The organism is Paenibacillus lentimorbus NRRL B-30488, assembly GCF_000411595.1.
In the GTDB taxonomy this organism is placed as follows: domain Bacteria; phylum Bacillota; class Bacilli; order Bacillales; family Bacillaceae; genus Bacillus; species Bacillus velezensis.
The window spans coordinates 53599-79519 of the sequence record NZ_ANAT01000023.1; the positions used below are offsets into that span (position 1 = coordinate 53599).

Annotated in this window: 19 protein-coding genes, 10 pseudogenes and 2 riboswitches; of the genes and pseudogenes, 20 read left to right on the forward strand and 9 right to left on the reverse strand. The window is 45.3% G+C overall.

Annotation, left to right across the window (positions count from 1 at the left end; all coding sequences use genetic code 11):
* Positions 1-150 precede the first annotated feature (150 nt).
* Entirely contained in the window at positions 151-984 is an 834-nt protein-coding gene (locus D368_RS13195) for an STAS domain-containing protein (RefSeq protein WP_094032380.1), read from the forward strand.
* A gap of 45 nt (positions 985-1029) precedes the next feature.
* Here D368_RS13195 and D368_RS13200 read toward each other — a convergent pair whose 3' ends face one another.
* The 3 genes and pseudogenes from D368_RS13200 to D368_RS13210 form a co-directional block, all read right to left on the reverse strand.
* Positions 1030-1791 (reverse strand): energy-coupling factor transporter transmembrane component T family protein, encoded by a 762-nt coding sequence (locus tag D368_RS13200; RefSeq protein ID WP_101562941.1) that lies wholly within the window; start codon positions 1789-1791, stop codon positions 1030-1032.
* Positions 1766-3402: pseudogene (locus D368_RS13205) on the reverse strand (ABC transporter ATP-binding protein). The gene D368_RS13200 and the pseudogene D368_RS13205 overlap by 26 nt, the downstream one beginning before the upstream one ends.
* Entirely contained in the window at positions 3389-3988 is a 600-nt protein-coding gene (locus tag D368_RS13210) for an ECF transporter S component (RefSeq protein WP_128574871.1), read from the reverse strand. Before D368_RS13210 ends, D368_RS13205 begins: the two are co-directional and overlap by 14 nt.
* A gap of 182 nt (positions 3989-4170) precedes the next feature.
* A riboswitch (TPP riboswitch) is annotated at positions 4171-4284 on the reverse strand.
* Between the two features lie 148 nt (positions 4285-4432).
* On the opposite strand from D368_RS13210, the gene D368_RS13215 reads away from it, so the two are divergent.
* From D368_RS13215 to mgtE, 3 genes and pseudogenes are all read left to right on the forward strand, one after another.
* The gene (locus D368_RS13215) at positions 4433-5695 is read left to right on the forward strand and encodes a glycoside hydrolase family 18 protein (RefSeq protein ID WP_003154742.1); all 1263 of its coding nucleotides are present in this window, start codon (positions 4433-4435) and stop codon (positions 5693-5695) included.
* An 89-nt stretch (positions 5696-5784) separates the two neighbouring features.
* The gene (locus D368_RS13220; protein WP_003154740.1) at positions 5785-5922 is read left to right on the forward strand and encodes a transcriptional regulator SplA domain-containing protein; all 138 of its coding nucleotides are present in this window, start codon (positions 5785-5787) and stop codon (positions 5920-5922) included.
* A gap of 105 nt (positions 5923-6027) precedes the next feature.
* A riboswitch (M-box (ykoK) riboswitch) is annotated at positions 6028-6193 on the forward strand.
* A 233-nt stretch (positions 6194-6426) separates the two neighbouring features.
* Positions 6427-7781: pseudogene (gene mgtE / locus D368_RS13230) on the forward strand (magnesium transporter).
* A 35-nt stretch (positions 7782-7816) separates the two neighbouring features.
* Here the strand turns inward: mgtE and D368_RS13235 are convergent.
* Positions 7817-8148, reverse strand: a pseudogene (locus tag D368_RS13235) (MerR family transcriptional regulator).
* 193 nt (positions 8149-8341) lie between these two features.
* On the opposite strand from D368_RS13235, the gene D368_RS13240 reads away from it, so the two are divergent.
* The 4 genes and pseudogenes from D368_RS13240 to D368_RS13255 all read left to right on the forward strand — a co-directional run bounded on the left by D368_RS13240 (position 8342) and on the right by D368_RS13255 (position 10110).
* Entirely contained in the window at positions 8342-8497 is a 156-nt protein-coding gene (locus D368_RS13240) for a hypothetical protein (protein ID WP_003154733.1), read from the forward strand.
* A gap of 113 nt (positions 8498-8610) precedes the next feature.
* Positions 8611-8769: a Fur-regulated basic protein FbpA gene (fbpA, locus tag D368_RS13245; protein ID WP_128574872.1), complete on the forward strand. Its 159-nt coding sequence runs from the start codon at positions 8611-8613 to the stop codon at positions 8767-8769.
* A 142-nt stretch (positions 8770-8911) separates the two neighbouring features.
* Positions 8912-9376 (forward strand): MarR family winged helix-turn-helix transcriptional regulator, encoded by a 465-nt coding sequence (locus D368_RS13250; RefSeq protein WP_007610911.1) that lies wholly within the window; start codon positions 8912-8914, stop codon positions 9374-9376.
* A 178-nt stretch (positions 9377-9554) separates the two neighbouring features.
* Positions 9555-10110: pseudogene (locus D368_RS13255) on the forward strand (YkoP family protein).
* Between the two features lie 9 nt (positions 10111-10119).
* On the opposite strand, the pseudogene D368_RS13260 reads toward D368_RS13255, so the two are convergent.
* Positions 10120-11954: pseudogene (locus D368_RS13260) on the reverse strand (DNA ligase D).
* A gap of 2 nt (positions 11955-11956) precedes the next feature.
* Positions 11957-12838: a non-homologous end joining protein Ku gene (ku, locus tag D368_RS13265; RefSeq protein WP_003154722.1), complete on the reverse strand. Its 882-nt coding sequence runs from the start codon at positions 12836-12838 to the stop codon at positions 11957-11959.
* Positions 12839-13402: 564 nt separating this feature from the next.
* Between ku and D368_RS13270 the strand changes: the two genes are divergently transcribed.
* The 4 genes and pseudogenes from D368_RS13270 (at position 13403) to D368_RS13285 (ending at position 17272) form a co-directional block, all read left to right on the forward strand.
* Complete coding sequence (locus tag D368_RS13270; RefSeq protein WP_377803172.1) at positions 13403-14038, forward strand: DedA family protein; 636 nt, start codon at positions 13403-13405, stop codon at positions 14036-14038.
* Positions 14039-14284: 246 nt separating this feature from the next.
* Positions 14285-15067: a TerC family protein gene (locus D368_RS13275; RefSeq protein WP_025851720.1), complete on the forward strand. Its 783-nt coding sequence runs from the start codon at positions 14285-14287 to the stop codon at positions 15065-15067.
* Between the two features lie 276 nt (positions 15068-15343).
* Positions 15344-16098: pseudogene (gene sigI / locus D368_RS13280) on the forward strand (RNA polymerase sigma factor SigI).
* A pseudogene (locus tag D368_RS13285) lies at positions 16095-17272 on the forward strand (anti-sigma factor domain-containing protein). Before sigI ends, D368_RS13285 begins: the two co-directional pseudogenes overlap by 4 nt.
* A gap of 6 nt (positions 17273-17278) precedes the next feature.
* On the opposite strand, the gene D368_RS13290 reads toward D368_RS13285, so the two are convergent.
* Positions 17279-17473: an alpha/beta-type small acid-soluble spore protein gene (locus tag D368_RS13290; protein ID WP_003154717.1), complete on the reverse strand. Its 195-nt coding sequence runs from the start codon at positions 17471-17473 to the stop codon at positions 17279-17281.
* A gap of 135 nt (positions 17474-17608) precedes the next feature.
* Positions 17609-18310, reverse strand: a complete 702-nt coding sequence (locus D368_RS13295) for a DUF1836 domain-containing protein (RefSeq protein WP_101562947.1) — start codon at positions 18308-18310, stop codon at positions 17609-17611.
* Between the two features lie 148 nt (positions 18311-18458).
* Here D368_RS13295 and htpX point away from each other — a divergent pair, with 148 nt between their 5' ends.
* The 6 genes and pseudogenes from htpX (at position 18459) to D368_RS13315 (ending at position 21798) form a co-directional block, all read left to right on the forward strand.
* The gene (gene htpX, locus D368_RS13300) at positions 18459-19352 is read left to right on the forward strand and encodes a protease HtpX (RefSeq protein ID WP_007407207.1); all 894 of its coding nucleotides are present in this window, start codon (positions 18459-18461) and stop codon (positions 19350-19352) included.
* Positions 19353-19510: 158 nt separating this feature from the next.
* A pseudogene (locus tag D368_RS13305) lies at positions 19511-20861 on the forward strand (TrkH family potassium uptake protein).
* A 95-nt stretch (positions 20862-20956) separates the two neighbouring features.
* Positions 20957-21112 (forward strand): hypothetical protein, encoded by a 156-nt coding sequence (locus D368_RS20200; protein ID WP_486129259.1) that lies wholly within the window; start codon positions 20957-20959, stop codon positions 21110-21112.
* A gap of 156 nt (positions 21113-21268) precedes the next feature.
* A complete protein-coding gene (locus D368_RS20205; RefSeq protein WP_486129260.1) occupies positions 21269-21454 on the forward strand; it encodes a YetF domain-containing protein in 186 nt (61 codons plus the stop codon).
* A 17-nt stretch (positions 21455-21471) separates the two neighbouring features.
* Positions 21472-21627: a hypothetical protein gene (locus D368_RS20210; RefSeq protein WP_003154713.1), complete on the forward strand. Its 156-nt coding sequence runs from the start codon at positions 21472-21474 to the stop codon at positions 21625-21627.
* A 30-nt stretch (positions 21628-21657) separates the two neighbouring features.
* On the forward strand, positions 21658-21798 hold the full coding sequence (locus D368_RS13315) for a hypothetical protein (RefSeq protein ID WP_095240833.1): 141 nt from the start codon (positions 21658-21660) through the stop codon (positions 21796-21798).
* A gap of 40 nt (positions 21799-21838) precedes the next feature.
* Here the strand turns inward: D368_RS13315 and D368_RS13320 are convergent, their stop codons facing one another.
* Positions 21839-22861 carry an acyltransferase family protein gene (locus tag D368_RS13320; protein WP_128574873.1) on the reverse strand — a complete coding sequence of 341 codons (1023 nt, stop codon included), beginning with the start codon at positions 22859-22861 and terminating at the stop codon, positions 21839-21841.
* Between the two features lie 253 nt (positions 22862-23114).
* Here D368_RS13320 and D368_RS13325 point away from each other — a divergent pair.
* Both D368_RS13325 and D368_RS13330 read left to right on the forward strand, forming a co-directional pair.
* Positions 23115-25332, forward strand: a pseudogene (locus D368_RS13325) (PAS domain S-box protein).
* Positions 25329-25825: pseudogene (locus D368_RS13330) on the forward strand (methylated-DNA--[protein]-cysteine S-methyltransferase). The pseudogenes D368_RS13325 and D368_RS13330 overlap by 4 nt, the downstream one beginning before the upstream one ends.
* The last annotated feature ends 96 nt before the right edge of the window (positions 25826-25921 follow it).

Genomic DNA, 25921 nt, shown 5'->3' on the forward strand with positions numbered 1-25921 from the left:
GCCGGCCGGAAAGAGTCATTTGAAGCATTTTCATAAAAAAGGCGTAATCTATCGTACTAAAAAATTTCAAATAAATGGATAGTTTAACAGCTTTCATTTTCATTCATGACCCGCTGACGCTATAATTGGAAATGGGAAAGGAGAAGAGATATGAAGATAAGTGAAGCATTATACAGCTATTTTTCAGAACAAGTGGATCAAATTGCGAAAGAGTGGATCGAAACGATGGAAGATTCGGATCCAAATTCGATTTATTCTTTGACAAATCCCGTCATCACAGAAGAACTGACGGAGCAGGATAAAGAATTTTACCGGCATATTAATAAAATGTATATCATGCCGGAAAAAGAATTTTTAGAAGAGTTCGAGCGGTGGGTGATTGAGCTTGCGAAAGACCAGAAGCATCTGGATACTCCCATCCAGTATGTGGTCCGTGAATTCATGAGAAATCGGAGACTATACATCAGTTATTATGATGCGTTTGCCGATAAACATGAATCTTCGTTTGCTCAGGGAGAAAGGAAGAAATGGGAGAATTTAATTACGCAAGTATTTGATTTTACGATTTACACGTTTGTCGATCATGCTGAGCATAACTCAAAAATGCAGCTGAATGCGCAAAGAGAAATGATTTTGGAGTTGAGCTCGCCGGTTATCACGCTGAGCAAACGGACGGCGCTGCTGCCGCTTGTCGGCGATATTGACACGGAGCGCGCCAAATTCATTCTTGAAAATACGCTGAGCACATGTGCAAAACGGCTGATTGAACATCTGTTAATTGACCTGTCGGGTGTAGTGGTTGTCGATACGATGGTGGCGCATCAGATTTTTAAATTAATTGAGGCGCTGAAATTGATCGGCGTCACGTCCACTTTATCCGGAATCAGGCCGGAAATCGCTCAAACCGCCGTACAGCTCGGCATTAATTTCTCAGATATTACGGTTAAGTCCAATCTCGCTCAGGCTCTCAATTATCATCAATAACATACATAACAAAACAGGCTGCCGAATCACTCCGGCGGCCTGTTTTTATATAAACAACAATGAAATGAGCCAGCTTGCCCCGAATAACAGAAGCACGAGCAGGAAAAAGCACCAGTCGGCGCGGCGCACAGTAACAGTTCTGTAAAACGTGCGGTTTCGGCTCCCCGTAAAGCCTTTAGATTCCATCGCGATCGCCGTGCGTTCCGCCTTTCTGATTGCGCCTGCCAATAGCGGAATGGTGAAGCGCCTGAAGGCGGAGAGCTTTCCTTTCAGCCCGGAATCAGACGCCGCACCCCTGATTCTGTGCGCCTGCCGGATGATCAGGATTTCATCTTTCAGAAGAGGGAGAAACCGGAATCCCGCGATAACGCCGTATGCAAGCTTGGGCGGCAGCTTACACTGCTGAATCAGACTGAGCATGAACAGAATCGGATCGGTTGTAAAAAGAAACATCATCGACAAAGCAGAAAAACATAAAATACGAAACGCGATAGAAATCCCGAGCGCCGCATTATCACTGTTGACGGCAATCGGCCCGAGCTTAAACAGCAGATTGCTTCCGGTTGTCGGGACGTTTCCGAATACGGCGGCTGTCCATAAAGAACCGAAGGCCAGAATGACAAACGGAATCGTGAACAGCAGCCATTTTTTCAGCGGCACACGCCCCGCCGAGAGGACGCCTCCCGCTATGATGATATAAAACAAAGCAGGGGTGTACGGATTATAAATAAACGACAGCATAATGACGCATAACAATACAGCCGCCGCCTTTATTGACGGGTTAACAGCCTCCAGCCGCAAGTTCATTTCTCCGCCTCCTGTCGTGTTTCATCCATTCATACCGCAGCGGCAAAGCCAAATGCGCCTGCTCGGCGATCCCGGTGTTATCAGAAAACAAAGCGTCGGGAGTTCCCCGGAATACCAGTTTCGTGCCGCAGAGCACAAGGATCGTGTCGGCATAATCCGAGACGAGTTCCATATCGTGTGTCACCATCAAAACAGCCGTTCCTTCCTTTTGAATCTCACGGAGCATTTGCATACACTCCCGCGCCGTTTTGGCATCCTGTCCGAAAGTCGGTTCATCAAGCATCAAAACGTTCACATTGTGCATAAGCATCGTCGCGACGCTGAGCCGGCGTTTTTGTCCTTGGCTTAAAGAAAACGGATGCTGTGAGGCATGGCGTCTCAGGCCGAATCGGGTTAACAGCTGAAGAGCTTTCTCCTTTGCGGCTCTGTTGCTTTCAAAACCGAACATCAGCTCTTGAATGACGGAATCTGTGACAAACTGGTGTTCAGGATTTTGGAAAACATATCCCATCTGCCGCCGCAGCTCTTTTTCAGAATAGGAATCAATCGGTCTGCCGTCTATTTTGATGTCTCCGCCCAGCGGACGGATGAGCTTGGCCGCGGCAGAAAGGAGCGTGGATTTTCCAGTTCCGTTAGGGCCGGCAATCGCGGTGATTGAACCTTTTTTACGGAAAAGCTCACATCCTGAAAAATGACGTCTGCTCCTCTTGAGAATGACAGCCCGTGAACGCTCAGCGCGTCTTCAGCCGAAAGCGCAACGGGCCTGGGTTCGGGCAGAGATGGTACAGGTTCGTGAAACAGATTTTCTTTACGCAAGGTAAAAGGAATGCTGACGTGCTCCTGCAATGAGATCACACGCGGAATCGGAATGCCGAGCTGCACCAGCTCTTCAATCTTTGTTTCAAAGATAACATCCGTCTCTCCGTCCATCACCTTCTGACCCGTTTCGTCAAGCACAATTGTCCTTTCCATCCACGGCGCCCAGTGATCAAGCTGATGTTCGATAACGAGAAGGCCGAAGCCTTTTTTTGCTTGAAGATCTTTGATCAGCCGCACTAATTCACATGCGGAATATGGATCAAGCTGTGCCGTCGGTTCGTCCAAAATAATGAGTTTCGGTTCCATCGCAATGATACAGGCAAGCGCCACTTTTTGTTTTGAACCGCCTGACAGAGAAGCGATCGTTCGCGTTTTCAGATGAGTGATCTCTAATTTTTCTAAAACGTCATCGATAATCGCGTCCATATCTTCTTTTGTATATTGCAAATTTTCCAGACCGAAGGCGATTTCATCTTCAACCGTCAGCATGCAAAACTGCTGGTCCGGATCTTGAAACACGACGCCGATGGATCTGGCGGCGGGTTCTGTCAGATGTGAAAGAGGTGTTCCGTATAAAGAAACGGTTCCCGATTGAACCCCATCGCATGCTTCCGGGTACAGACCGTTTAAACAGAGAGCGAGCGAGCTTTTGCCGCATCCGCTCGGCCCGAGCAATAAAGCCCGCTCTCCTTTGCGGAGCTGAAAGGACACGTTTTGAAAAATCGGCTTTTCATCCTGATCATAAGAAAAGGTAAGACAGCTGGCCGATAGAAGGGGTTCAGATGCCTGCATCTTGGTTCACCTGTTTCTTTTTCTTCTTGAATTGTTTTCCGAGCGCCATGCCGTTCAGCACTCCTGTGTAAGCCAGCGCATCACTGATTGCTTTGCCGAGAAGGCCGGCAAGAAGCGCACCTGAGACCAGACGGATGAGAAGCATGACGGCTAATAAACCCGGATTCAAAACAGAGTATCCGGAAACGAACAAGTCATAAATGAAGCTTGTCACAGAAGACCCCATACCGGCTAAAAGAAGCACGGGCAGGGTATACACCCGCCAGCGTGTCGCTAAAAAGACCGCTTCCGCACCGATTCCCTGTGCGATCCCGATCAGAATCACCATCGGTCCTGACGGATTTCCGAGTAAGCACTCCACAAACGCGGCGATGATTTCAGAAACGAGAGCCGCTCCCGGTTTTTGAATAATGTACGCGGCAATCACCGAGACGATAAACCAGATACCGTAAATCGGTTCATAACTCATCCGGCCGAAAAATCCTGCCGCTATATTGCTTGCATGAGTTGATACTAAATAAATGACAGCAAATACAACACTGATGACGGACATGACGACAATTTCTCTCATTTTCCAATTTTTCATTGTGATCTCCTGCTTTCTTATCGGATAGTTGTTTGTATGAAAGAGTTGATTTTACGAAAGACGATTGATCGTAAGTTTCATATTGCGGTGTCCTCCCCCGTTTTTTAATGAAAAATAAAAAACTGCATATCCGAGGGAATATGCAGCAGCAGAACGAAAACGCATGGGGAAAAACCCTGCGCTCCGGTCAATCTGCACTTCCCCACGCTGGTATTATCCAGATCGGGTTATAAGGGATCAAAACACGCCTGCCGCATGTTTTATCTCAGCCGATAACAGCACCCCTAGTGCGTTTCCTATACAGTTTTTTATGATGACATCATCATAGTTGATCATGTCTGATTTGTAAACAGCCTTTCTCCGAACAGAGTTTGGAATCGGACCGGAGAGTCATTCATAAAGATAAGAAGAGCCCTTTTGATCAAAAGGAAACGGAGGACATCTATGTTTGTTCATACAGTGCAGTCTGGCGACTCGTTATTTTCCATCAGCAGAAAGTACGGATATCCTGTTGACAGCATCAGAAGCGTCAACGGGCTTGAGGAAACGAATATCGTGCCGGGGCAGGCGCTTTTAATCCCCCTTAATGAATATACGGTTCAGCCGAATGATACGTATGCCGTTATCGCAGGTAAGGCTTATGTGCCGCAGATGCAGCTGATGCAGGCAAACCCGGATATTCCGCCGAACCGGCTGCGGACGGGTATGAAAGTGAAGATCCCTGATATCTCTAACTATCTTGCGGGAACCCTGCAATTTTATGTCATTCGGACGCCTGAAGCGGATAGAGAGCTCATTAATGATTTTGCACCCTATTCATCGGCGATTTCTTTGTTTGAATATCATTTCGGCCCGAACGGAGATATCATGAACGATTTAAACGACAGAACCGCAATAGAAACCACATGGCAGAACAGAGTGCGCCCGCTTGCCGTCATTACGAATCTGACAGAAGGGGGATTCAGTCCGGAATTAGCCCATCAAGTGCTGCAAAATCCGGCGGCAAGAACGAATCTCGTCAACAATATCGTCTCCTTAACCGTAAGAAAGGGATACGGCGGTGTAAATATCGATTTTGAACGGGTCAGAGAAGCTGACAGGGATCTCTTCACAGGATTTCTCCGGCAGTTAAAAACCCGGCTTTCAGAGCATCAGCTCGCGTTAACGATATCGGTTCCGGCGAAAACAAGTGATGCAGTGCCGTGGCTGAGGGGATATGATTACGGCGGAATCGGAGCCGTCGTCGATTATATGTTCATTATGGCGTACGACTGGCACCACGCCGGCAGTGAGCCGGGACCCGTGGCGCCTTTAACAGAGGTCAGGCAAACGATCAATTTTGCCATCAGCAGGGTGCCGAGAAGAAAAGTGATTCTCGGTGTTCCGCTGTACGGGTATGATTGGGTGATTCCGTACCGACCGGGAACGATCGGATCCGCCATCTCCAATCAGCGCGCCATGGAAACGGCGATGAAGCATCAATCAATGATCCGTTATTCCCAGCAGGAGCGTTCCCCTTACTTCCGGTATACTGATGAAAATGGAAGAACGCATGAAGTGTGGTTTGAGGATGTACGGAGCATGAGTGAAAAAATGGTTCTCGTTCGGGAGTTCGGACTGCAGGCGATCGGCGCGTGGCAATTAACGCTCGGTTTCAAACCGGGCCCGTGGCTGCTTAGGAACTTTTTCACGATCCGAAAAATATAGCTGCATGTCCCGCCCCGCAAGTGATTTTTCTTTCCTATGATAACGGAGCTTCTTTTGGACAATCTAAAATTGAAAAGGAGGTCTGTCATATGAAGAAAAGGGAAGAGCAGTATATCAACGAGGCTGAGTATGTACCGCACCCGACGAAAGAAGGGGAATACGCGCTCATGCTGCATGAATCCTATCATTTCCTTTCAGAAGAGGATGAAAGCGATTTGCCGGAATAAGGGTTTTATGCCTTTATTCCGTTTATTTTATAGGCATGTGCTGAAATCACAAATTTAAGGTTGACACATTCCTTTTTTTCTGTAATCTCAGTGTGTCAATTCAAATAAGAACTTCGTTAGGTGAGGCTCCTGTATGGAGATACGCTGCTGCCCAAAAATGTCCAAAGACGCCAATGGGTCAACAGGAATCATCGACATAAGGTGATTCTTAACGCAGCTGGATGGCTGTCCTATGCCATACAGTGCTAAAGCTCTACGATTGGAGGCCCCGCACGTTTATTTGCCGTGCTTGTTTTCGCCTTCATATCGGAAGGTTTTTTTATGCCTCAAAACGTACACGACTGAGCATGATAAGGAGGTGCGGAGTATGGATTCTCCCCATTCGAGTATGTCAGAAGAAGTACCCATATACAGCCAGATAACCAGTGACGACATGATGAGGAGACAAACCGCCGCACTTCCCTTGACGGACGGCGCGTCTCCGTAAAGGAGGTACGAGTCCCGATGGTCCAAAACATGACCTATGACGAACTCATATTACGCATTATCATTTTATTGCGGGACGGAAAGATAAAAGAATTCCGAAACATGATAGATGAGCTTCAGCCCTATGACATGGCATTTTTATTTAAAGAAATGCCGGAAAAGCACCGGGCCCGCTATCTGTCATATATGACGGTTGATGACATCACCGACATGATCGGAGAGCTGGAGCGGGAATTTCAGCTTGCCGTTTTGCATAAAGTCGGTAAAACGAAAGCCACTCTCGCAATGAATAAAATGGATAACGACGATCTCGCCGCATTGCTGGAAGAGATGGATGAAGAACTGAAAGAACAGCTTTTATCCAGTATGGAGGCTGAGGAATCAAAGGCCGTACAGCTTTTGATGAACTATCCGCAAGAATCGGCGGGCCGGATGATGACGAACCGCTTCGTCTGGATTCCGCAGCATTATACAGTAAAAGATGCGGTCGTGAAGCTGAAAAGCTTTGCGGAAATCGCAGAATCAATTAACTACTTGTACGTGATTAATGACAGCAAGCAGCTTGTCGGAGTGCTCTCTTACAGAGATTTAATTCTCGGCGAGCCTGACGATAAAGTGCAGGATCTCATGTTTACGCGTGTCATCTCGGCCGGGGTGCTCCAAGACCAGGAAGAAGTCGCCCGGCTGATCCAGCGGTATGACTTTTTAGCCATTCCCATCGTGGAAGAAAATAATGTGCTTGTCGGTATTGTCACTGTCGATGATATTATTGACGTCGTGATTAAAGAAGCCGATGAAGATTACGAAAAGTTCGCAGCCTCCGGTAAGGCGATTACATTTGATACGAAAGCATACGTGGCGGCGTACCGACGTTTGCCGTGGCTCATTCTGCTTTTGTTTATCGGATTGATTTCCGGAAGCATTCTGAATTATTTTGAAGATACATTGCAAAAAGTAGTCGCCCTCGCGTTTTTCATGCCGATGATCGCGGGAACGACGGGTAATACAGGCACACAGTCACTCGCCGTCGTCATCAGAGGACTGGCTAAAGAAGAAATGAATAAAAAACCATTTTTAAACTGATTTTCCGTGAATTAAGAACCGGTATCTACATCGGCATCGTCTGTGCGATCGCGATAACGATTGTCGCAACCGTCTGGCAGAAAGACTTAACGCTCGGTTTTGTCGTCGGTTCATCGCTGCTTGCAACGTTGATTATCGGTACGATGGCCGGAACGATCGTCCCTATTATTCTTCATAAACTGAACATTGACCCGGCGATTGCGTCAGGCCCGCTGATTACGACGCTGAACGATATTTTGTCCTTATTAATTTATTTCGGCATTGCAACTGCATTTCTTCATGCTTTATAAAAAAAGTCCGTCTCACAGGAGGCGGACTTTTTTGATCAGCGGTTTTTATACTTAAAATGAGCATTAAGCTGTCCTTCCAGCATTTTTTTGCGGAGCTGCGGGTCGTTTTTGAGAGCCTGTTCTTTTTTCGCATGTCTTTTAAAATCTCAGCCGTCTGCACGCCGTCTTCCCGCTTGTTGGCAATATCCATCAGCCGCTCAACGTCCGCGAAGGAATACTTTCTCGTTCCCCGTGATGATCGCTGCGGGTAGATTAATTTCCGTTCTTCATAGTATCTGATCTGTCTGACTGACAATCCGGTTAATTCGCTTACAATGCCGATCGAGATTACTTTTTTATCTTTGTAAGATTGTTCGTCTGTCGTCATTTTTCCACCCCTGGATGTCTTTTACTCATATTATATAAGAAAAAAAGAGAAAAAACCTGACGCTTGTCAGGTTTTCTGACGCGGAATAGAAAATTTTAGAAAAAAAGCGGCAGAAAAATTGACAAGGTTAATGCATGGTCCTGTGCCCCGTTTTATGCTTATTATACAGACACAATGAGGAGGAAGGATAGGAATGGAGAAAGAAAAAGCGGTTTCGCTGGCAAAAGAAATCATTGAATTAGATATGAAACGCGATGAAATGCTGGAGGCGTTCATGCAGCTTGCCGGGGAACATGCTTTTCCGCTGCTCAGAGCCGTCCAGAACGGTCTTTACCGAAAAACATCATAATCTACAGAAGTTTTACAATGGCTTTATACGTCTTTGATATAAAAGCGTTATTCTGATCATAGAATAACGGAAAACAAAGGAGGCCGTCATGAGTCGTTTGCTTCAAAAATGCATTGGATAAAGAGAGAAACCATTATTCCAAAAAGCTTCTGCAGATCGGAGTCTATACGAAAGAAATACTCAATTCCATGACAATTACGGAGCTGAGAAAGGAATACGCGTATTTTTTTCGGAACATTCCCTATAAAGAACGGAACCCTTATACAAATTAAATGATGTATAAGGGTATTTTTTTATATAAAAAAGAAGGAATTCTGAAAAACGGCACGAATAGAATATAAAACAAAGAACGACTCTTATGAATTGTAAGGGTTTACATTATTTTTTTATAAAAATCTTAAATACGGGGTAGATATGATGAGATTATCATTTAACGAAGAAGAAGTGATGCGTTCGATGAATTTGTACAAAGTTTTTGCAAGGGCTTTCAAGAGTGTGTCTGAACACAGTATCCGCGACAGTAAAGAACACGGTTTTAATCCGACTGAATTTGCCGTTTTGGAGCTGCTCTATACGAGAGGACCGCAAAAGCTTCAGCAAATCGGGTCGCGTCTTTTGCTTGTCAGCGGGAATGTCACTTATGTCATCGACAAGCTTGAAAGAAACGGGTTTTTGGTCAGAGAACAAGACCCGAAGGACAAACGGTCTGTTTACGCCCATTTAACTGATAAAGGAAACGAGTACTTGGATAAAATTTATCCGATTCATTCATTGAGAATTGCGAGAGCGTTTTCGGGACTTATGCCTGAGGAACAGGAACAGCTGATAGCCTTACTGAAAAAAGCGGGAATTCACAGCCAGCATTTGCTTTTCCGTTAAAAGAAAGCGGATACAGACACTCTTCTTCACGAAGAGTGTTTTTTTATGTTCCGGACAGTAGAGCCTGACGCCGTTTTTGCATAAGCTGATACAGGGCGGCATCATTATTTACCAATCATAATGTGACATGCCCCATGCCAAAATATGAGGGTGCTTTGAATATAAAGAAGGTGAACATGTGAGAAGCTGTCTGCTGTCTATATGGTACTTACTTGATCCGCTTTATTTCTTCTTTACCCGGCTGACGCTGATTGATAAACGGCAATCGAATGTATTCCGCGTCCGTTTGACTAGATATAAAGGAAAAGAAGTCATCCTGAGCGACGGAACCAGAATTAAAAAAAACGAACGTGTTAGTTAAGATTCATCTTCATAATGTCAAACTCCTGAAAGAGCTGCAGCCTATTGAAAGCGCGGTCAGAAGGGGGATTATGCTATATCAGAAGGTATATCAATCCATGCCTCATTTAGCGGATTATATTAACCAGCATAAACGGAAAGACGAGATTAAGGGAGTCGTCGGCATTACAATGCTTCATAAAGGAGCGGCGAGACTCGGTTTTGATGTGATAAAACCGTCCAGCGGCTGCTACAGGCTGTTTAAGAAAGCGGCCCATATTCCCATTTTATACTTTACTGCAAAACAGCTCACCCTCAAAAACATTCCTTACTCCTGCTATTTATTTATTTCCAAAGAAAAATTGATGTGCACGTATCAGACTGAAAAGAGCTGACAAAAAGCGTCAGCTCTTTCTCTTGATTTGCTCAAGCACGATTGAAAGCGGGCCGTCCTGCGGATTCCGGTAAAAATCATAAAACGGATCTCCCTCTGTCCTGACGCGGTTCACTACTGTATCGATCGTATAATCATCAGGTGTTAAAGAGGAGTTGACTTCGCTCCAATAAAGGGGAGCCGCAACCGTTCCCAATTCGTTGCCCCGGGTCGAATAGGGGGCGATAATGGTTTTCCCTTCGGCATGCTGCAAATAATCTAGGTAGAGCCTGCCGTTTCGGTTTTTGATAAACCGCTCTGTCGTAAAAAGATCCGGGCGCGTCCTGACGCAATAATCGGCGATGAGCATTGTGAACGCACGGGTTTCTTCATAGGTGAATGCTTCCGGTGAAAGCGGGATGTAGAGCTGAATGCCTTTATTTCCGGAGAGCTTCGGGAATGACGTCATGCTGAATGAGTCAAACAGCTGTTTCAGCACATGCGCAGCCTCCACTGCCATAGGAAAATCATTCCTTGACGGAGGATCAAGATCAATGACGATTTCTGCGGGCCTTTCAGAATGCACTTTCTGAAACGGAACGTGAAATTCAAGCGCCAGCTGATTAGCCAGCCATAGAAGTGACGGTATGCTGCTGCATACGATGTGCTCGTGGCTCCCGTCAAACACGCTTGAGACAAAGTCCGGCGTGTAGTCCGGTTTGTTTTTTTGAAAAAAAGATTCGCCAGGCGCGCCGTGCGGATAACGGATCACCGTGACGGCCCGATCTTTAAGAAAGGGCATAAGAAAATCGCTCATTTTCACCATATAACTAAGGAAATCTGCTTTCGTTTTTTCACGTTTTTTAAAAACGATCTTATCCAGGCTTGTGAACTGCAGCTTCGGCGGCAGCGTTTTAGAGCGGAGGATAAGCTGCTGATACGTGCATTCCTTCCAATCCATTTCAAACTGAAAAGAAACAAAAGATACTTCACGCAGCGTGTCCTGCATTATGGTTAAATACTGCACGGTCATGCAGATAGAAGGCTCAAGTGTATACTCGCCGCTTTTTTGTTTTTTCCGTAGGTCTCCATAATGGTTCTGACGGCGTTTTTTTCTTCCGCCTGCATTCCGTGGGAAACGGAAGCGATCGGGACGACGGTGCCGCCTTTTAAAACAGAGGCCGTCACATACCCGTTCTTCGGATTGAATCCGGTTAATAGCACGTGAGCCGTTTTCATATGTTTATACTTCTGCCAGTCGGGAGACCGTTTATTTTCCGACCAGCCGCTGGAAGCCCTTTTGGCTACGATACCTTCTCCGTCATGGCGGACGACCTTGTCCCAAAGCGCATCAAAGTCAGTGTGCTCCGGAATGTATTGAATCGCTTCTTCCGCTAAGTGATGAGGGCAGGCGGGAAGATTTGCTTCTTTAAGCAGCTTGGAAAGGGCGCGCTTCCGTTTCACATACGGTAATGAGACGGTGCCGGCGCCTTCCAGAACGAGGAGATCAAATGCCAGAAAGCGGCACGGCCGTCTATCAGCGGTGCTTTCAATTGCTTCCGTCCGTTTTAAACGTCCGCGGATTTGAAGATGCTCAAAGTCCGCTCTGTACGGATTGATTAAATAGACAAGCTCTCCGTCAAGCGTAATGGGGAACCTGTCTTTCATGTGCTGAAAACACCGGGCCGCAAAAGCCGTGATTTCCGGAAATTGATTCGTCAGCGTCTGTCCGTTTCTGCTGGTTAATGTAACACCGCTTTCGTCTATGCGGAGAAGACAGCGGAATCCGTCATACTTTACCTCATAGCGCCACTCGCTGCCTTCAGGCGGTACAGAGGTCAAAATCGGCTGCATCGTCAGCACCATGATTAAGACGTTCCGGCTTTTTGTCTGGTCGTCTTCTGCTTTTTGCCTCCGCCGCCTGCTGACGCTGTGTCTTTTGTCCGTGCCGGTGCAGCTTGTTCGCGATTCGGCCGCTTCGTCCGGTCAATGCTTGCCTGAAGCGCGCTGACAAGATCAATGACATCTTCGCGCGGGCCGGCAGGAGCAGGTGTCACGCCCGCTTCTTCATGTTCGAGCTTATCGTTAATTTTGGCGAGAAGGGCTTTCCGGTATGTGTCTTCATATTGTTCTGGGTCAAACTCGGTTGTCAGCTCATTAATTAACGTAATCGCCGTCTGCAGCTCTTTTTCATTAACGGCTGTCTGCTCAGGAACGCCCGGCACATGTCCGGCATTTCTGACTTCATCCGGATAATGAATCGATTCCATCACGATGCAGTTGTCATACACGCGAAGAATCGCAAGCTGCTGTTTAGAGCGGATCGTAATGGAGGCAATCCCGATTTTACCCGTCGTCCTCAGCGCTTCCCGCAGAAGTGTATAGGCTTTTGTGCCGTTATCTCCCGGCCCGACATAATATGACCGGTTAAAATAAATCGGATCGATTTCCTGCAGCTGGACAAAGTCAACAATCTCAACCGCTTTTTCTTCATGTTCCTGTTTTACGTCTTTCAAGTCTTCGTCTGTCATAATGACGTATTTCCCTTTTACATACTCATAGCCTTTCACGATTTCATCAGGCTCCAGACTCTTTTCACATCCGGTGCAGATTTTTTCGTATTTAATCGGCGCATGGTCTTCTTTATGAAGACTGCGGAATTTTATATCTTTATCTTCAGTGGCCGCAAAGAGCTTGACCGGGATATTGACGAGGCCGAAACTGATCGAACCCTTCCACATCGTGTGCATGAATAAAAACTCCTTTTTGTCTTTATTGTGGATAAACGGGTCCGTTCCATGTGTAGCAACTTATGGGTGATGCGGCGCTTCATGGAGCGGCTGTTCCACTTCCTCATGCGGTAATGGCCGGCTGAAAAGGAAATCGCATGTGAATCGGTAAGTTCTTTAAAGCGCTGAAGTCCCCGAAAATCATCAATGGTTGATCAAAAAGACTATACAGAATCATTCCCCGGGAAATGCCCACGCATTTCCATGTAGTGACTGAGAGAATTTCCCGCTCCCATAAAAACAGATTCGGCGATGGCAAAGATCCCGGCAAAACACACTGCCCATATGAACTGAATCCCGGTCAGCCGCCGCTTACCGCGAAGGGTAACTTTTCCGGAGATCTTAAGTGATATAACCGCCGCCAGACGAGCAATCAGGAGACAGGCGGGACGTTGTATTGCGCATGTCATTCCCTCCTGCTATACCGATTTATAACGGGCATGTCTAAAAGATATTTCAGCCTCAAGGTTTTGTGTTAAAATCATTCTTAAGTTTAAGAATATAGACGTAAGCCGGGAGTGATAGATCATCGAAGATTTCATCATATCAATAATTGAAGCGTTTAAAAGCTTATCTTACGCCGGAATTTTTTTGGCGCTCAGTATAGAATTCATCCCGGCGGAAATTGTTCTTCCGCTTGCGGGCTATTGGGTCTCAAAAGGGGATATGACGCTTGCCGGAGCCGTGTTTGCCGGTTCACTCGGCGGTGTTTCAGGTCCGCTTGTCTTATATGGGATCGGCAGGCTGGGCGGTCGGCCGTTTTTGCTGAAATATGGAAAGTATATATGGATAAAACCCGAATCCCTGGAGAAATCAGATGATTTCTTTCAGAAACACGGAGGTTTGGTAGCGTTCATCGGCCGTTTTATACCGGGGGTCAGGACGCTGATTTCTTTGCCGTGCGGCATTGCAAAGATGAATATCTGGGTGTTCTCTCTCTATACATATACAGCGATGCTGCCGATTACATTTGCTTACGTATACCTCGGAATGAAACTCGGGGAAAATTGGAAAAGCGTCGGTTCCATTCTCGATCAATATATGCTGCCGCTAGGTATATTCATTGTGTTGCTTCTCGTTCTTTGGATGTTATGGAAGAGAAGAAAACAGCGGATCAAAACAGAAAAAATTTCTCAATTTGTTAAAAAAGTTAAGCGTTGACAAATGATGAAACAGGCTTTATCATGAGCGTATAAACAAATATTTCTTGAAATCCCAAAGGGGAGTAGCGTCCGGATATTCCGGAAACAAAGTCGTCAATTCATGGATCATATCCATCGGCTTTGTTGGCATGCCAATCATTCATGTCTAGCAAGACCTTTGCCTTATATCGGCAAAGGTCTTTTTTGCGTAAAAAAACCGCCGGTATAAGCTCGGATGATAGAAAAAAGAAACGGAGGGAATGGATTGGACTTTGCATTATTATTGGAGTATGGATGGGTTCTTCTCGTTTTAATCGGGCTGGAAGGGATTTTGGCGGCGGATAACGCGCTGGTGATGGCTGTGATGGTGAAGCATCTTCCAGAAAAACAAAGGAAGAAGGCTTTATTTTACGGATTGGCGGGCGCATTTATTTTGCGTTTCGGATCGCTGTTCGCCATTTCTTTTCTGGTGAATGTTTGGCAGGTCCAGGCCGTCGGCGCTTTATATCTGTTTTACATTGCGGTCAGCCATTTGCTGAAGCGGTATGTATTTAAAGATAACGCCGGTCAGAAAAAGCAGAAAGAAAGCGGGTTTTGGCAGACTGTCTTGAAAGTGGAGCTCGCGGACATCGCTTTTGCCGTTGACTCCATTTTAGCGGCGGTCGCACTTGCCGTAACGCTTCCGGGAACACGGCTTCCTGCCATCGGCGGTTTGGACGGCGGTCAGTTTCTCGTTATTTTAGCCGGCGGCGTAATCGGTTTAATCATTATGCGTTTTGCGGCATCAATGTTCGTATCCTTACTGAAAACCAGGCCGGGCCTTGAAACGGCGGCATTTGTGATTGTCGGATGGGTAGGCGTGAAGCTCGCTCTTTATACGTTGGCCCATGAGGAACTCGGTATAATTCCGGCAGATGTCATCCATTCGGCGGCCTGGAAAATCATTTTCTGGGCGGTTCTGGCTGCCATTGCGGTTTGCGGATGGTTTATGTCAGGAGCAAAACAAACAGAGTCCGGCGCGGCATCGGAAAAAAGAGAACACGCGTAAAATGATCAAAAAGGGAGTCTGGCTTTTTAAAAAGCAGGTTCCCTTTTTTGTTTGAAACGCTTACATTTAAGACATATGATAACAATTTTATAACAGCATTGTTACAAAAAACACAGAGAAAACCCCCTTAATTCTGCATGGGGGCACGAAATCATGTATAGTACGTCTTATTGGCTTGTCATAATTGAGACAAATGAAATCGATTTCTCTTTTTCTTCCTTTGCGAATCCCTACTAAATTAGCTATGATTATGAGTAGTTATAGGGAGGAACTGAGGTGAAACCAGTGCTTAGCCTTTTGTTTAAATTGGGAAAAAAGAAGCAACCGCTTGAAACATCTGTTGAAAAAATACAAAAAGGCGACAAAGATCTGCAGAACGATTTAATACAGCAATATAAGCCTTTTATCGCGAAGACGGTTTCATCCGTTTGTAAACGATATATAGATGAAAAAGACGACGAATTCAGCATCGGGCTGATCGCGTTTAACGAAGCCATTGAAAAGTATTCGGCTGAAAAAGGTAATTCGCTGCTTGCATTTGCAGAGCTGATTATAAAAAGAAAAGTGATAGACTATATCAGAAAAGAAGCAAGAACCGCTCAGCATATCAATATGGATGTGCAGGAAGGCGACGACCAGGAATCTTCGCAGAGCCTTATCGAAGCGGAGCTTTCCATTGATGAATACCGCAAACAGATAGAGCAGGAACAGCGCCGGGAAGAAATTCTTTTTTTCAGAAGCAGCTGAAAGAATACGGCCTGTCTTTTAAAGAGCTGCTGGAACAATCGCCGAAGCATACAGATGCGAGGCAGAATGCGATTAAGGTAGCCTACACGCTTGTTGAAAATGAAGAGCTGGCGTCCATTTTGCACCAGAAAAAACAGCTTCCTGTCAAACAGCTGGAGCAGCTTGTCTCGGTCAGCAGAAAAACGATCGAACGGAACCGAAAATATATCATCGCCATGAGTATTATTATTACAGGTGATTATATTTATTTAAAAGATTATCTTAAAGGGGTGTTGCACTCATGAGAAGAGGGATCATAGTAGAGAAAAATAAAAAATTCGTCACGTTGCTAACCCCTGACGGACAATTTTTAAAAACAAAAAATGATCACCGCACTTGTGAAATCGGAGAGGAAATTACGTTCGAAGGCGAAACGCGTATGGGAAGAAGGGCCAGCTTTTTTGATTTTCTGAAACTGCGCCCTTTTAAATTGGGAGTGTTTACGATGACTGCTATTATTTTGTTTATTTTAATTTTGCTCCCGGTTTTTTCTGATAACAAAGCTTACGCGTATATGACGCTTGACATTAATCCCAGCATTGAAATGGCTTTAAACAGCAAATATGAAGTCATTGAACTGACACCGCTGAACCATGACGCCAAACAGGTCATCAGTGACATCGGAGATTGGAAAAGCAGCGATTTTAAGGAAGTCATCAGTAATATTATTACCGATTGCAGCAAGCATGGATATGTAAAGGAATCAAAAGAGATTTTAATTTCCACGGTTTATGAAAATACAGATGACAATACATATAAAAAAGGCGTTAAAAACAGCTGGCTGACATGACTGAAAAATATAAGGGCACCTACCAGGTACAATCGCTTGAATCTGATATGGAAACAAGAGAAAAAGCAAAACAGGAAGGGATGTCAACAGGCAGCTACATAAGAAGAAACGAAAAGAAAACAGAAGAAAAACAGTCTGAAAAGCAAACCGACAGCAATGAAACAGATCAAAAAGATACCGAAACAGACGCTGATCAAAGCAAGCAGCCGGACACAGAAAAGCCGGCGGCTGATGAAAAGACAGCTCCTGATGAAGAAAAGGCAGCAGAGAAGCCGGAAAACAATGAAACAGCGCCCGGCACGGAAGAAGCGAAGCCGGACAGTCAGGACGGCAGTCAGCAAACCGACAAAAATGCAGCTTCCGGATCAGAAGAAAACACACAGAAGGAACAAGATGGGGAAACAGAGCAGCCCCCAACACAAAATCCTCAGGAAAACGGAAATGACAAAGAGCCTAAGCAAAAGTATTACAATCATTACTGGAATCAGCGGAATCATGATCGCAATGAACATTGGGACTCCTATCGGCATCATGAAGATTCATCAGACCGCAGGAATCCGAACGGCTATCGGCACGGAAAGGAGAATGCCGATAAATATCAAAATTCGCCGAGAAGTCCCGGCGAATAAGCTGCATTATTGATTTTTCCCGTTTAATTGTGATTGAGCCTGCTGTACAAGACGTTTTGTCATTTCCCCGCCTACAGAGCCGTTTGCGCGTGCTGCTGTATCAGAGCTAAGGTTCACGCCGAATTCTTGAGCCACTTCGTATTTAAATTGGTCAAGTGCCTGCTCAGCCCCTGGAACTAAGAGTTTATTTCTGCTCGCCATCTTTTTCATCTCCTTTTCTCTGGCAAGATGTGTTTACGCATTTTAGTTTCAAACGGAACGGTATTGATTATGCTGGCAATTGTTGTACAGCAAAAAAACCCCGGCGCAGACACCGGGGCGAAGAAGCGTTATGAATTATAATAAATGGCTGGTCATTTTGTAGGCTGAGGCTTGAATATGGAAAGTCAAAACGGAGAGCACCGTGACCGCGATGATGGATCTGATATCGTTCCATTGTCGGCTTCCGAGTTCTTTAAAGCAGCCTTTGAGCTTGTCCGTCTGCTCTTCAACGAGCTCCTGCAGGCTCGTTTCCTTCATCGGCGGGTTTGCCTTATGATGAAGATAATCAATCACTTGGGCGCAGCTTTCATAGTAGCTGATCGGGCTGATGACGTCGTCTGATCTGTCTGTGATCGTGTTAAAAGCGATTTTTAATATGCCGCGTATATGTTCGAAGTCATAAATTGATTTTAAATCACGTACAATGAGAAGGATGACAGCTTGTTCAATTGTATATTTTTTGCCGAGTAAGGGGTGGCCGATTAAATCTTTAATATCGCGCTTCACCCAGTTTTGGACGGCGGTTGATTTTAAAGACGTCAGCTCGCACAGATTTCCCAGCTCGACAATCTCGTTAGTTGAAAGCCCGTATTCCTTTTTCTCTTTTTTTCGTTCGAATCTCGTCAGAAATTCAGGGATATGCAGACGGCTTTCCGCTTCATCCAATGTCATATCCGCTGATTGCAATAAGATTTGGAGAGGAGTTGCGTCTCCTTGGCCTTTTAACGCGTAAAGAAGCCGGACCATATCAGTTCTGGTCAGTTTAAACGTGTTCATGGTTCACCTCTGATTGATTACGTGTTCACTTTCTAATATCACTGAGAATTACATTAACATCATACGTCGAAATTGTTGCATTTTCAAACAGATCATTTATAATTTAATTAAATAAGTTCTTTTGATCTTAAAAAAGACGGAGGTAATTATGGCGAAAAGAATATTTCTGTTTATTTTAACGAACCTTTTGGTCATTACGACAATCGGAATTGTGCTTACGATTATTACAAGCGTTACCGGTGTCGGCTCGTATATACAAAATGGCCGCATTGATCTGATGGCATTGCTCGTGTTCAGTCTTGTCGTCGGTTTTGTCGGTTCTTTTATTTCTCTCGGAATGTCCAGATGGATGGCCAAAACGATGATGGGCGTCCGGGTGTTAAATCCGAAGAAACAGTCACTCAGCTATGAAGAACAGCAATTGGTTGACCGTGTGCACAGATTGTCCCGTGCCGCAGGGATGACGAAAATGCCTGAAGTCGGCATTTATCATTCCCCGGAAGTCAATGCTTTTGCGACCGGACCTTCTAAGCGCCGTTCGCTTGTCGCGGTTTCTTCAGGTTTATTGCAGCAGATGGATGATGCTGCGGTGGAAGGGGTTCTTGCCCATGAAGTCGCACACATCACAAACGGTGATATGGTCACGATGACGCTGCTGCAGGGAATCGTCAATACGTTCGTCGTATTCCTTTCCCGAATCGCGGCATGGGTTGCAAGCCGCTTTGTCAAAGAAGACCTCGCACCGGTCGTGCATTTTATCGCGATGATCGTATTTCAGATTATCTTTTCCATTCTCGGCAGTCTTGTCGTCTTTGCCTACTCGCGGCACAGAGAGTTTCACGCTGACCGCGGCGGTGCAGACCTTGCCGGCAAGGATAAAATGATTCACGCTCTGCGTACGCTGAAGTCTTATACAGGACATGTGAATGAAGAAGACCAGACGGCGGTGCAGACGTTAAAAATTAACGGCAAAAAGCATTCGTCACTGTTCTCCACACACCCTGATCTTGATGAGCGCATCCGCAGGCTGGAAGCAAAATAATAAACAAAACCTCTGACAATCGTTTCAGAGGTTTTTTGTTTAAAGATCGGCAAATTACATAAGGTAATGAAAAATCTTTCTAAAAAGACCTTTAAAAATTCTCCCAATATCATTAGAATAATTACGTACTACATTTGAGAGGCAGAAGGAACTATCTTATGAAATTAAAACTGAAGAAATTCATACAGATCTTGTCGCCTGCACAGCTGATTGCATTATATTATTTTCTTGCTGTGACGGTGGCATTTATTTTGCTAAGTCTGCCGGCCGCCCACAAACAAGGGGCCAGCTGGTCGTTTATAGACGCGCTGTTTACGGCTGTCAGCTCAGTCAGTGTCACCGGTTTAACGGTCGTCAACACGGCTGATACATTCAGCACGGCCGGGATTATCATTTTGGCTTTCGTGCTTCAATTCGGCGGAATCGGCATTATGACGCTCGGAACATTCGTCTGGCTCATTATGGGCAAACGGATCGGTCTGCGGGAACGGAAGCTCATTATGGTGGATCAGAATCAATCGCAGTTTTCCGGTATCGTCAACCTGATGAAACAAGTGCTGTTTTGATTTTATTAATCGAGTTTTTAGGCGGCATCATCTTAGGAACATATTTTTAACGTACTATGATTCGTTTGAACAGGCGTACTTGCACGGATTCTTTGCGAGCGTCAGCGCCACGACAAACGGCGGTTTTGATATTACGGGAAATTCACTCGTCCCGTTCAGACATGACTATTTCGTGCAGTTTATTACGATGCTTCTGATTATTTTCGGTGCGATCGGTTTTCCGGTGCTCGTAGAAGTAAAAGACTTTTTGTTTTCAAAACAGCGCAGATACTCATTCACGCTGTTTACGAAAATTACGACCGTTACGTTCGGAATGCTCGTTTTGTTCGGAGCCGTGGGCATTTACGCGCTTGAAGCAAGCCATGTTATGAAGGGGAAAAGCTGGCATGATGTTTTATTTTTATGTCTCTTTCAATCAACCGCTACGCGAAGCGGCGGGCTTGCGACAATTGATATCAGCCAGCTGTCGGCGCCGACATTATTTTTCATCTGTGCCCTCATGTTTATCGGCGCATCACCGAGCTCGGTCGGCGGCGGAATCCGTACGACGACGTTTGCGCTTAACCTTCTTGCTCTGTTTCATTTTGCCAGAGGGAATAAAGCGGTCAAGGTCTTTAAACGCGAGCTTCATCAGGCTGATGTCATGAAGTCGCTGGTCGTTACGATGATGGCGATTCTGCTCGTGTTCGGGTCGACGCTGATTCTGGCCGTGACGGAGACAAACCAGACGCTGCTCGGACTGCTTTTTGAAGTGTGTTCCGCTTTCGGAACGACCGGCCTGTCGCTCGGGATTACTCCGCATTTAAGCGACATCGGAAAATGTGTGATCATGATTGTGATGTTTATCGGCCGGATCGGCATTTTGACGTTCCTTTATTTGATCGGCCGAAAAGAAATCGAAGCAAATTATCATTATCCGAAGGAAAGAATGATTATCGGCTGACACCGCTTTTCAGAAAGCGGTGTTTTTTTATTGCCGTAAAATGGATGTGTGGAAACAGTTTCTTTGGAGATTCTACTTGTAAAGAGGTGACGTCATTGTTTGCCGTATTTTGGAAGTCGGTAGTTATGATAGCGGTCGGTACCTTTTTATTGCGGATTGCCGGACGGAAATCAATCAGCCAGCTGTCGGTGACCCAAACAGTCATCATGATTTCGATCGGCTCGATTATTATTCAGCCGTTTATAACATAATTTATGGGAAACCATTTTCGCGGCGGCGATTTTTATTGTGGTGTTAATCCTGATGGAATATTTAGAAATCAAATCAAGCTTTTTTGAGTTTTTATTTTCAGGAAAAACCGTCGCCGTTGTCAGAAACGGAAAAATCATCCCGGAAAACTTAAAAAAATGCGTTTTACCGAAGACCAGCTGTCAATGAGGATCAGGCAGGAAGGCCTCGGAGACATTCAAGATTTTAAATATGTGCTGCTTGAGCCGAACGGACAGATCGGCTATGAACTCATTGATGAGGCCAAAAACGTGACAGTGCGCGACTTAAAAAAATGCTTAATGAATTCAAAACAGATTTGCTGACAGAAGGAGGAAATCAAATGAAACGCAAAGCAGCAAAGAATGAAGCTTTGACCAACAACAACACACCGACTGAGAGCATGGACAAAGATGCATACAAAACACAATACGACGGTGATCCCGGACTGAGAGGCGCAAACCGCAAATCAAAACACGGCAAACAAGGAGGCGAGTAATATGACGAAAAAAACCGCCACAGCAAAGACATGCAAAACCATAAAAAGCCGATGGATCCTAAATTGCTTGAAGAAGAGTTTTCAAGCGAGCTCGGTGATTATAACGCCGGAAAATGGATTGAAACGCTTGAACAGACGAAGCCGAAGAAAAAAGAAGACGGCAAAAAATAAAAATACCTCTTAGGCGGCAACGCTTAAGAGGTATTTTGCATTATTTCGAATAAGCACCGTTTCTTGTTCCTTTCACCGCTTGAAGCAAGCCTGTTATCCGCAGCTCAATAAATGGCTGTGCGGCCGTTTTCACCGCATTGCTGGAGAGAATGGACGTAAGGGCGGCCGTTAACATTAAGAGTATGACTAAATTCTGATAATCAGACAAGTGATCTTCAAGCCCGATCTGCCGCAGCGTTTTTATAATGAATCCATGCAGCAGATACACGTAAAACGTTCTCGTACCCCATTTCGTAAAGAAATAACGCTTTTGCGGAACGAGCGCCAAAAAGCTGAAAGTGGCGGCAAAGGCCAAAACATACCAGCCGATCCGTGACAGACCGCTCAACAGCGACACTGTGCCGAATGTAGAATAAGGCTCCGATCCGAACAGCCACGAGTAATCAAAATCAATGCACCAGCATAAGAGGAAAACAATCCCCAGTACGCCCGCGGCAATCTGCCTGCCCCTTTTAGCCCGCAGTAAATCAAAGTGCTGTTTTTTCAAATAAAACCCGACGAGGAACATCGGAAGAAAGACAAACGTCCGTGAAAGACTCAGCGTGCTGCTGATAAAATCAAGATACCCAATCATGACGGCAAGCCCGCAGCTCACACCCAGCGCCCACATTTTCGGCAGCTTCGTAAAGGGATAAAGCAGCAGATTCCAAAAGAATAAGCTGACTAAAAACCAGAGAGACCATTGCGGATCAATCGGATTGACGCTTGTCATGCTTTCATCCTGAATCAAGTAGTAAAAAACCGAGTAAATGCCCTGAAAAATCAGGTACGGAATAATCAGCTTCACAGCCAGCTTCTTCACATAACCTTTCCGCTTAAAGTTTTTTGCGAAATAGCCGGAAACCAGGATAAAGGCCGGCATATGAAAAGTATAAATGAATTTGTAGAGATGGAGCATAAACTCATTTCCGTTAATAAATGACCGGAGGATATGGCCGAACACCACCAGAAAAATCAAGATAAACTTGGCGTTGTCAAAGTAACTGTCTCGCGATTTTGTCATAGCATCACCTTCTCTTCAAAAATCATCCACTGCATGATTATTTCCTGTTGGTGTTCATTTTAAAATAAAAACAAAAATTGAAGGAGGACAAAAGGGATTGTTAGGATGATGTAACGGGGAGGTAAGGATCGTAGAAAAAGACTTTAACTTGTCATATCATTGAAATTTTCTGAAATGTATAGGGCGAATGAAGGAAGATGAGGTATTTTGTAGAAATATTGAGGGATAGGTTTTTGAAGAAGGAGTGTACTGAATGGCTGAAACTCTGGATTTGCAAACAAACGAGTCGCTGAAAGAGCAGCTGAAGCGGATGAAAGAGGAAAATGACCGCCTGAAGAGTGAATTGAACCGGTATCATGTGATTATGAATAACACGCTTGATGCCATTTTTATATGCCGTAAGGAAATGAAAATCGTCCAGGCGAACGAGGCTGCGGCCCGGATGATGCAGATTGAGGCAGAGAGCCTTATTAACCGCTCCGTCCTGGACTTTTTATATTCCGTGCCTCAGGAAGAACTGAATAAGGCCGTGAAAAGGTTTTTAAAAAAGGCCATCTGTGGAAAGAGGTGCCGATTAAGCTTGACAGCGGCGCGACGAAATACATTGAATTCCTCGCCAGAGACGGAATTGGGGAGGATTATTTTTTGTGGTGATGAGGGACATCTCCTCTAAAAAAATATTAGAGCGCGAATTCTCCATGAACGAGCAGCTGTTTAAAGATTTGTTTGACAGGGCTGTCGACGGCATCGTGCTGTTTGATAAGGACGGCGGGTTTATTGATGCGAACCTCTCTTTTTGCAAAAGCTTTGAGATCGGCCAGAATGAATTGTCCCATCTGTCGCTCCGCCATTTTACCGACGGAGAAAACAAAAAGCATCTGAAAGAAATCTGGGAAACCCTCCGCAGAAAAGGAAACGCCAAAGGAGAACTGCCCGTCAAGCTTCGGTCCGGCGAAGAGAAGCTGTTTGAATTTACGATTACGTCCAACTTAATCAGCGGGTTCTACATGTCCATTATGAGAGACATAACAGAGAAACGGTTGATGGAATTGAAACTCTTTAAAAGCGAAGAGCGATTCCGCGAAATTTTTGAAAACGCCATGGACGCGATTGTCATTTGGTCTGATGACGGAAAGATTGCCAAAGCAAACGAATCGGCGTGCCGCATTTTCGAACTGCCGATGGATAAGCTGGTGGAGACGAATTTATGTACGTTTATCGTTGATCCGCAGAAAAAATACAAGCAGATTAAGAAGAAATATGAAAAATACGGGGAAATCCGTGAAGAAATGCTGTTTCAGATGGCAAACGGCCAATACAAAGAGCTTGAGTTCACATCAAAACGAACCATACTTGAAGGTCAGCATTTAACCATTTTAAGAAATGTCAGCGATCGTAAGCGGATGGAAAAAGAATTGCGGGAAAGCGAGCTGAAATTCAGAAAAGTATTCAACGGCTCAATGGACGGCAAGGTCTTATTTGACAACCAATTCCGCATTATTGACGCGAATCCTCTCGCAAGCCGTATACTCGGCATGCCGGATGAGGAGCTGAGAGCGTACACCGTTCCGGATATTCTTTCTTTATTTGATATTGAAAACGCGGGTGTTCCCGCCAGAAAGATTGATTTAGAAGGAATGGATAATGAAATCCCCTTCCTGTTAAGCAGCAGTGACAGCCGCAAACTGGAATTCTCCTTCAAAAGAAATATCATTCAAAATATGAATCTGGCCATCTTTAAAGATGTCACAGAGGCCAAAGAGCTTGAAGAGAGGCTGCGGAAATCCGACACTCTTCATGTTGTAGGGGAGCTGGCGGCGGGCATCGCCCACGAAATCAGAAACCCGATGACGGCGCTGAAAGGGTTCATTCAGCTTCTTCAAGGAAGCATTGAAGGCGAATATTCTCTGTACTTTAACGTCATTACCTCAGAATTAAAACGCATCGAGTCTATCATCACTGAATTTTTAATTTTAGCGAAACCTCAGGCGATATTATATGAAGAAAAAGATGTGACGCAGATTATGAAAGACACGGCTGATCTTTTGAATGCCCAGGCCAATCTTGTCAATGTGCAGATTCATCTGAACCTGACCGGAAACATCCCGCCGATTTACTGTGAACCGAATCAATTAAAACAGGTGTTTATCAATATTTTAAAAAACGCCATTGAAGTCATGCCGGGCGGCGGCAATATCTATGTGACCATCCAGCCTTCTGATCAAGACCACATTTTGATTTCTTTTCAAGATGAAGGAACAGGTATTTCCGAAGACAAATTAAAACGTCTGGGCGAGCCATTTTACACGACAAAAGACAGGGGAACGGGCCTCGGTCTCATGGTCAGCTATAAAATCATCGAAGAGCATCAGGGACGCATTCATGTGGAAAGTGAAGAAGGGAAGGGCACGGTTTTTCATTTGACACTTCCGATCCGGCAGAATACGGAAGAAAGAAGGAGCGGGGAATGATCTGTTTTACAAGTGTAAAAGCGCCGTTGGAACCGTCATCGTAACAGAGGAAGAGAGCTTTATTACCGGCCTGTTTCTCACCGGGGAAGATTTTGAGGAATGGCAAAAAGACGCGCCCGGCGTAAAGCTGTGCGAAACCGCTTTGCTGTCGGAGGCGAAACAGCAGCTGGCATCATATTTTTCAGGAGAAAGAAAGCAATTCTCTCTGCCTTTGAGACAAAAAGGCACACCCTTTCAGGAAAGGGTGTGGAACGCGCTGACGATGATTCCTTACGGGGAATCCCGAAGCTACGCCGATATGGCTGAAGCGATCGGAAAACCGAAAGCGGTGCGCGCCATCGGACAAGCCAATAAACGAAACCGGCTGCCGATTTTTGTCCCGTGCCATCGGGTAATCGGCAAAAACAGCGCCTTAACGGGATACGCGGGCACGAAGACGGATGTAAAAGCGGTGCTGCTGAACATCGAACAAATATCCTATAAAGAAAAATAAAACATATGGCACGTTCCGTTTTTTCGCGTCCGACATATCATTTTATTAAGTGAAAAAAGTTGGTCTGGTGAAAAAGGAGGACGAAGCCTGATGAAA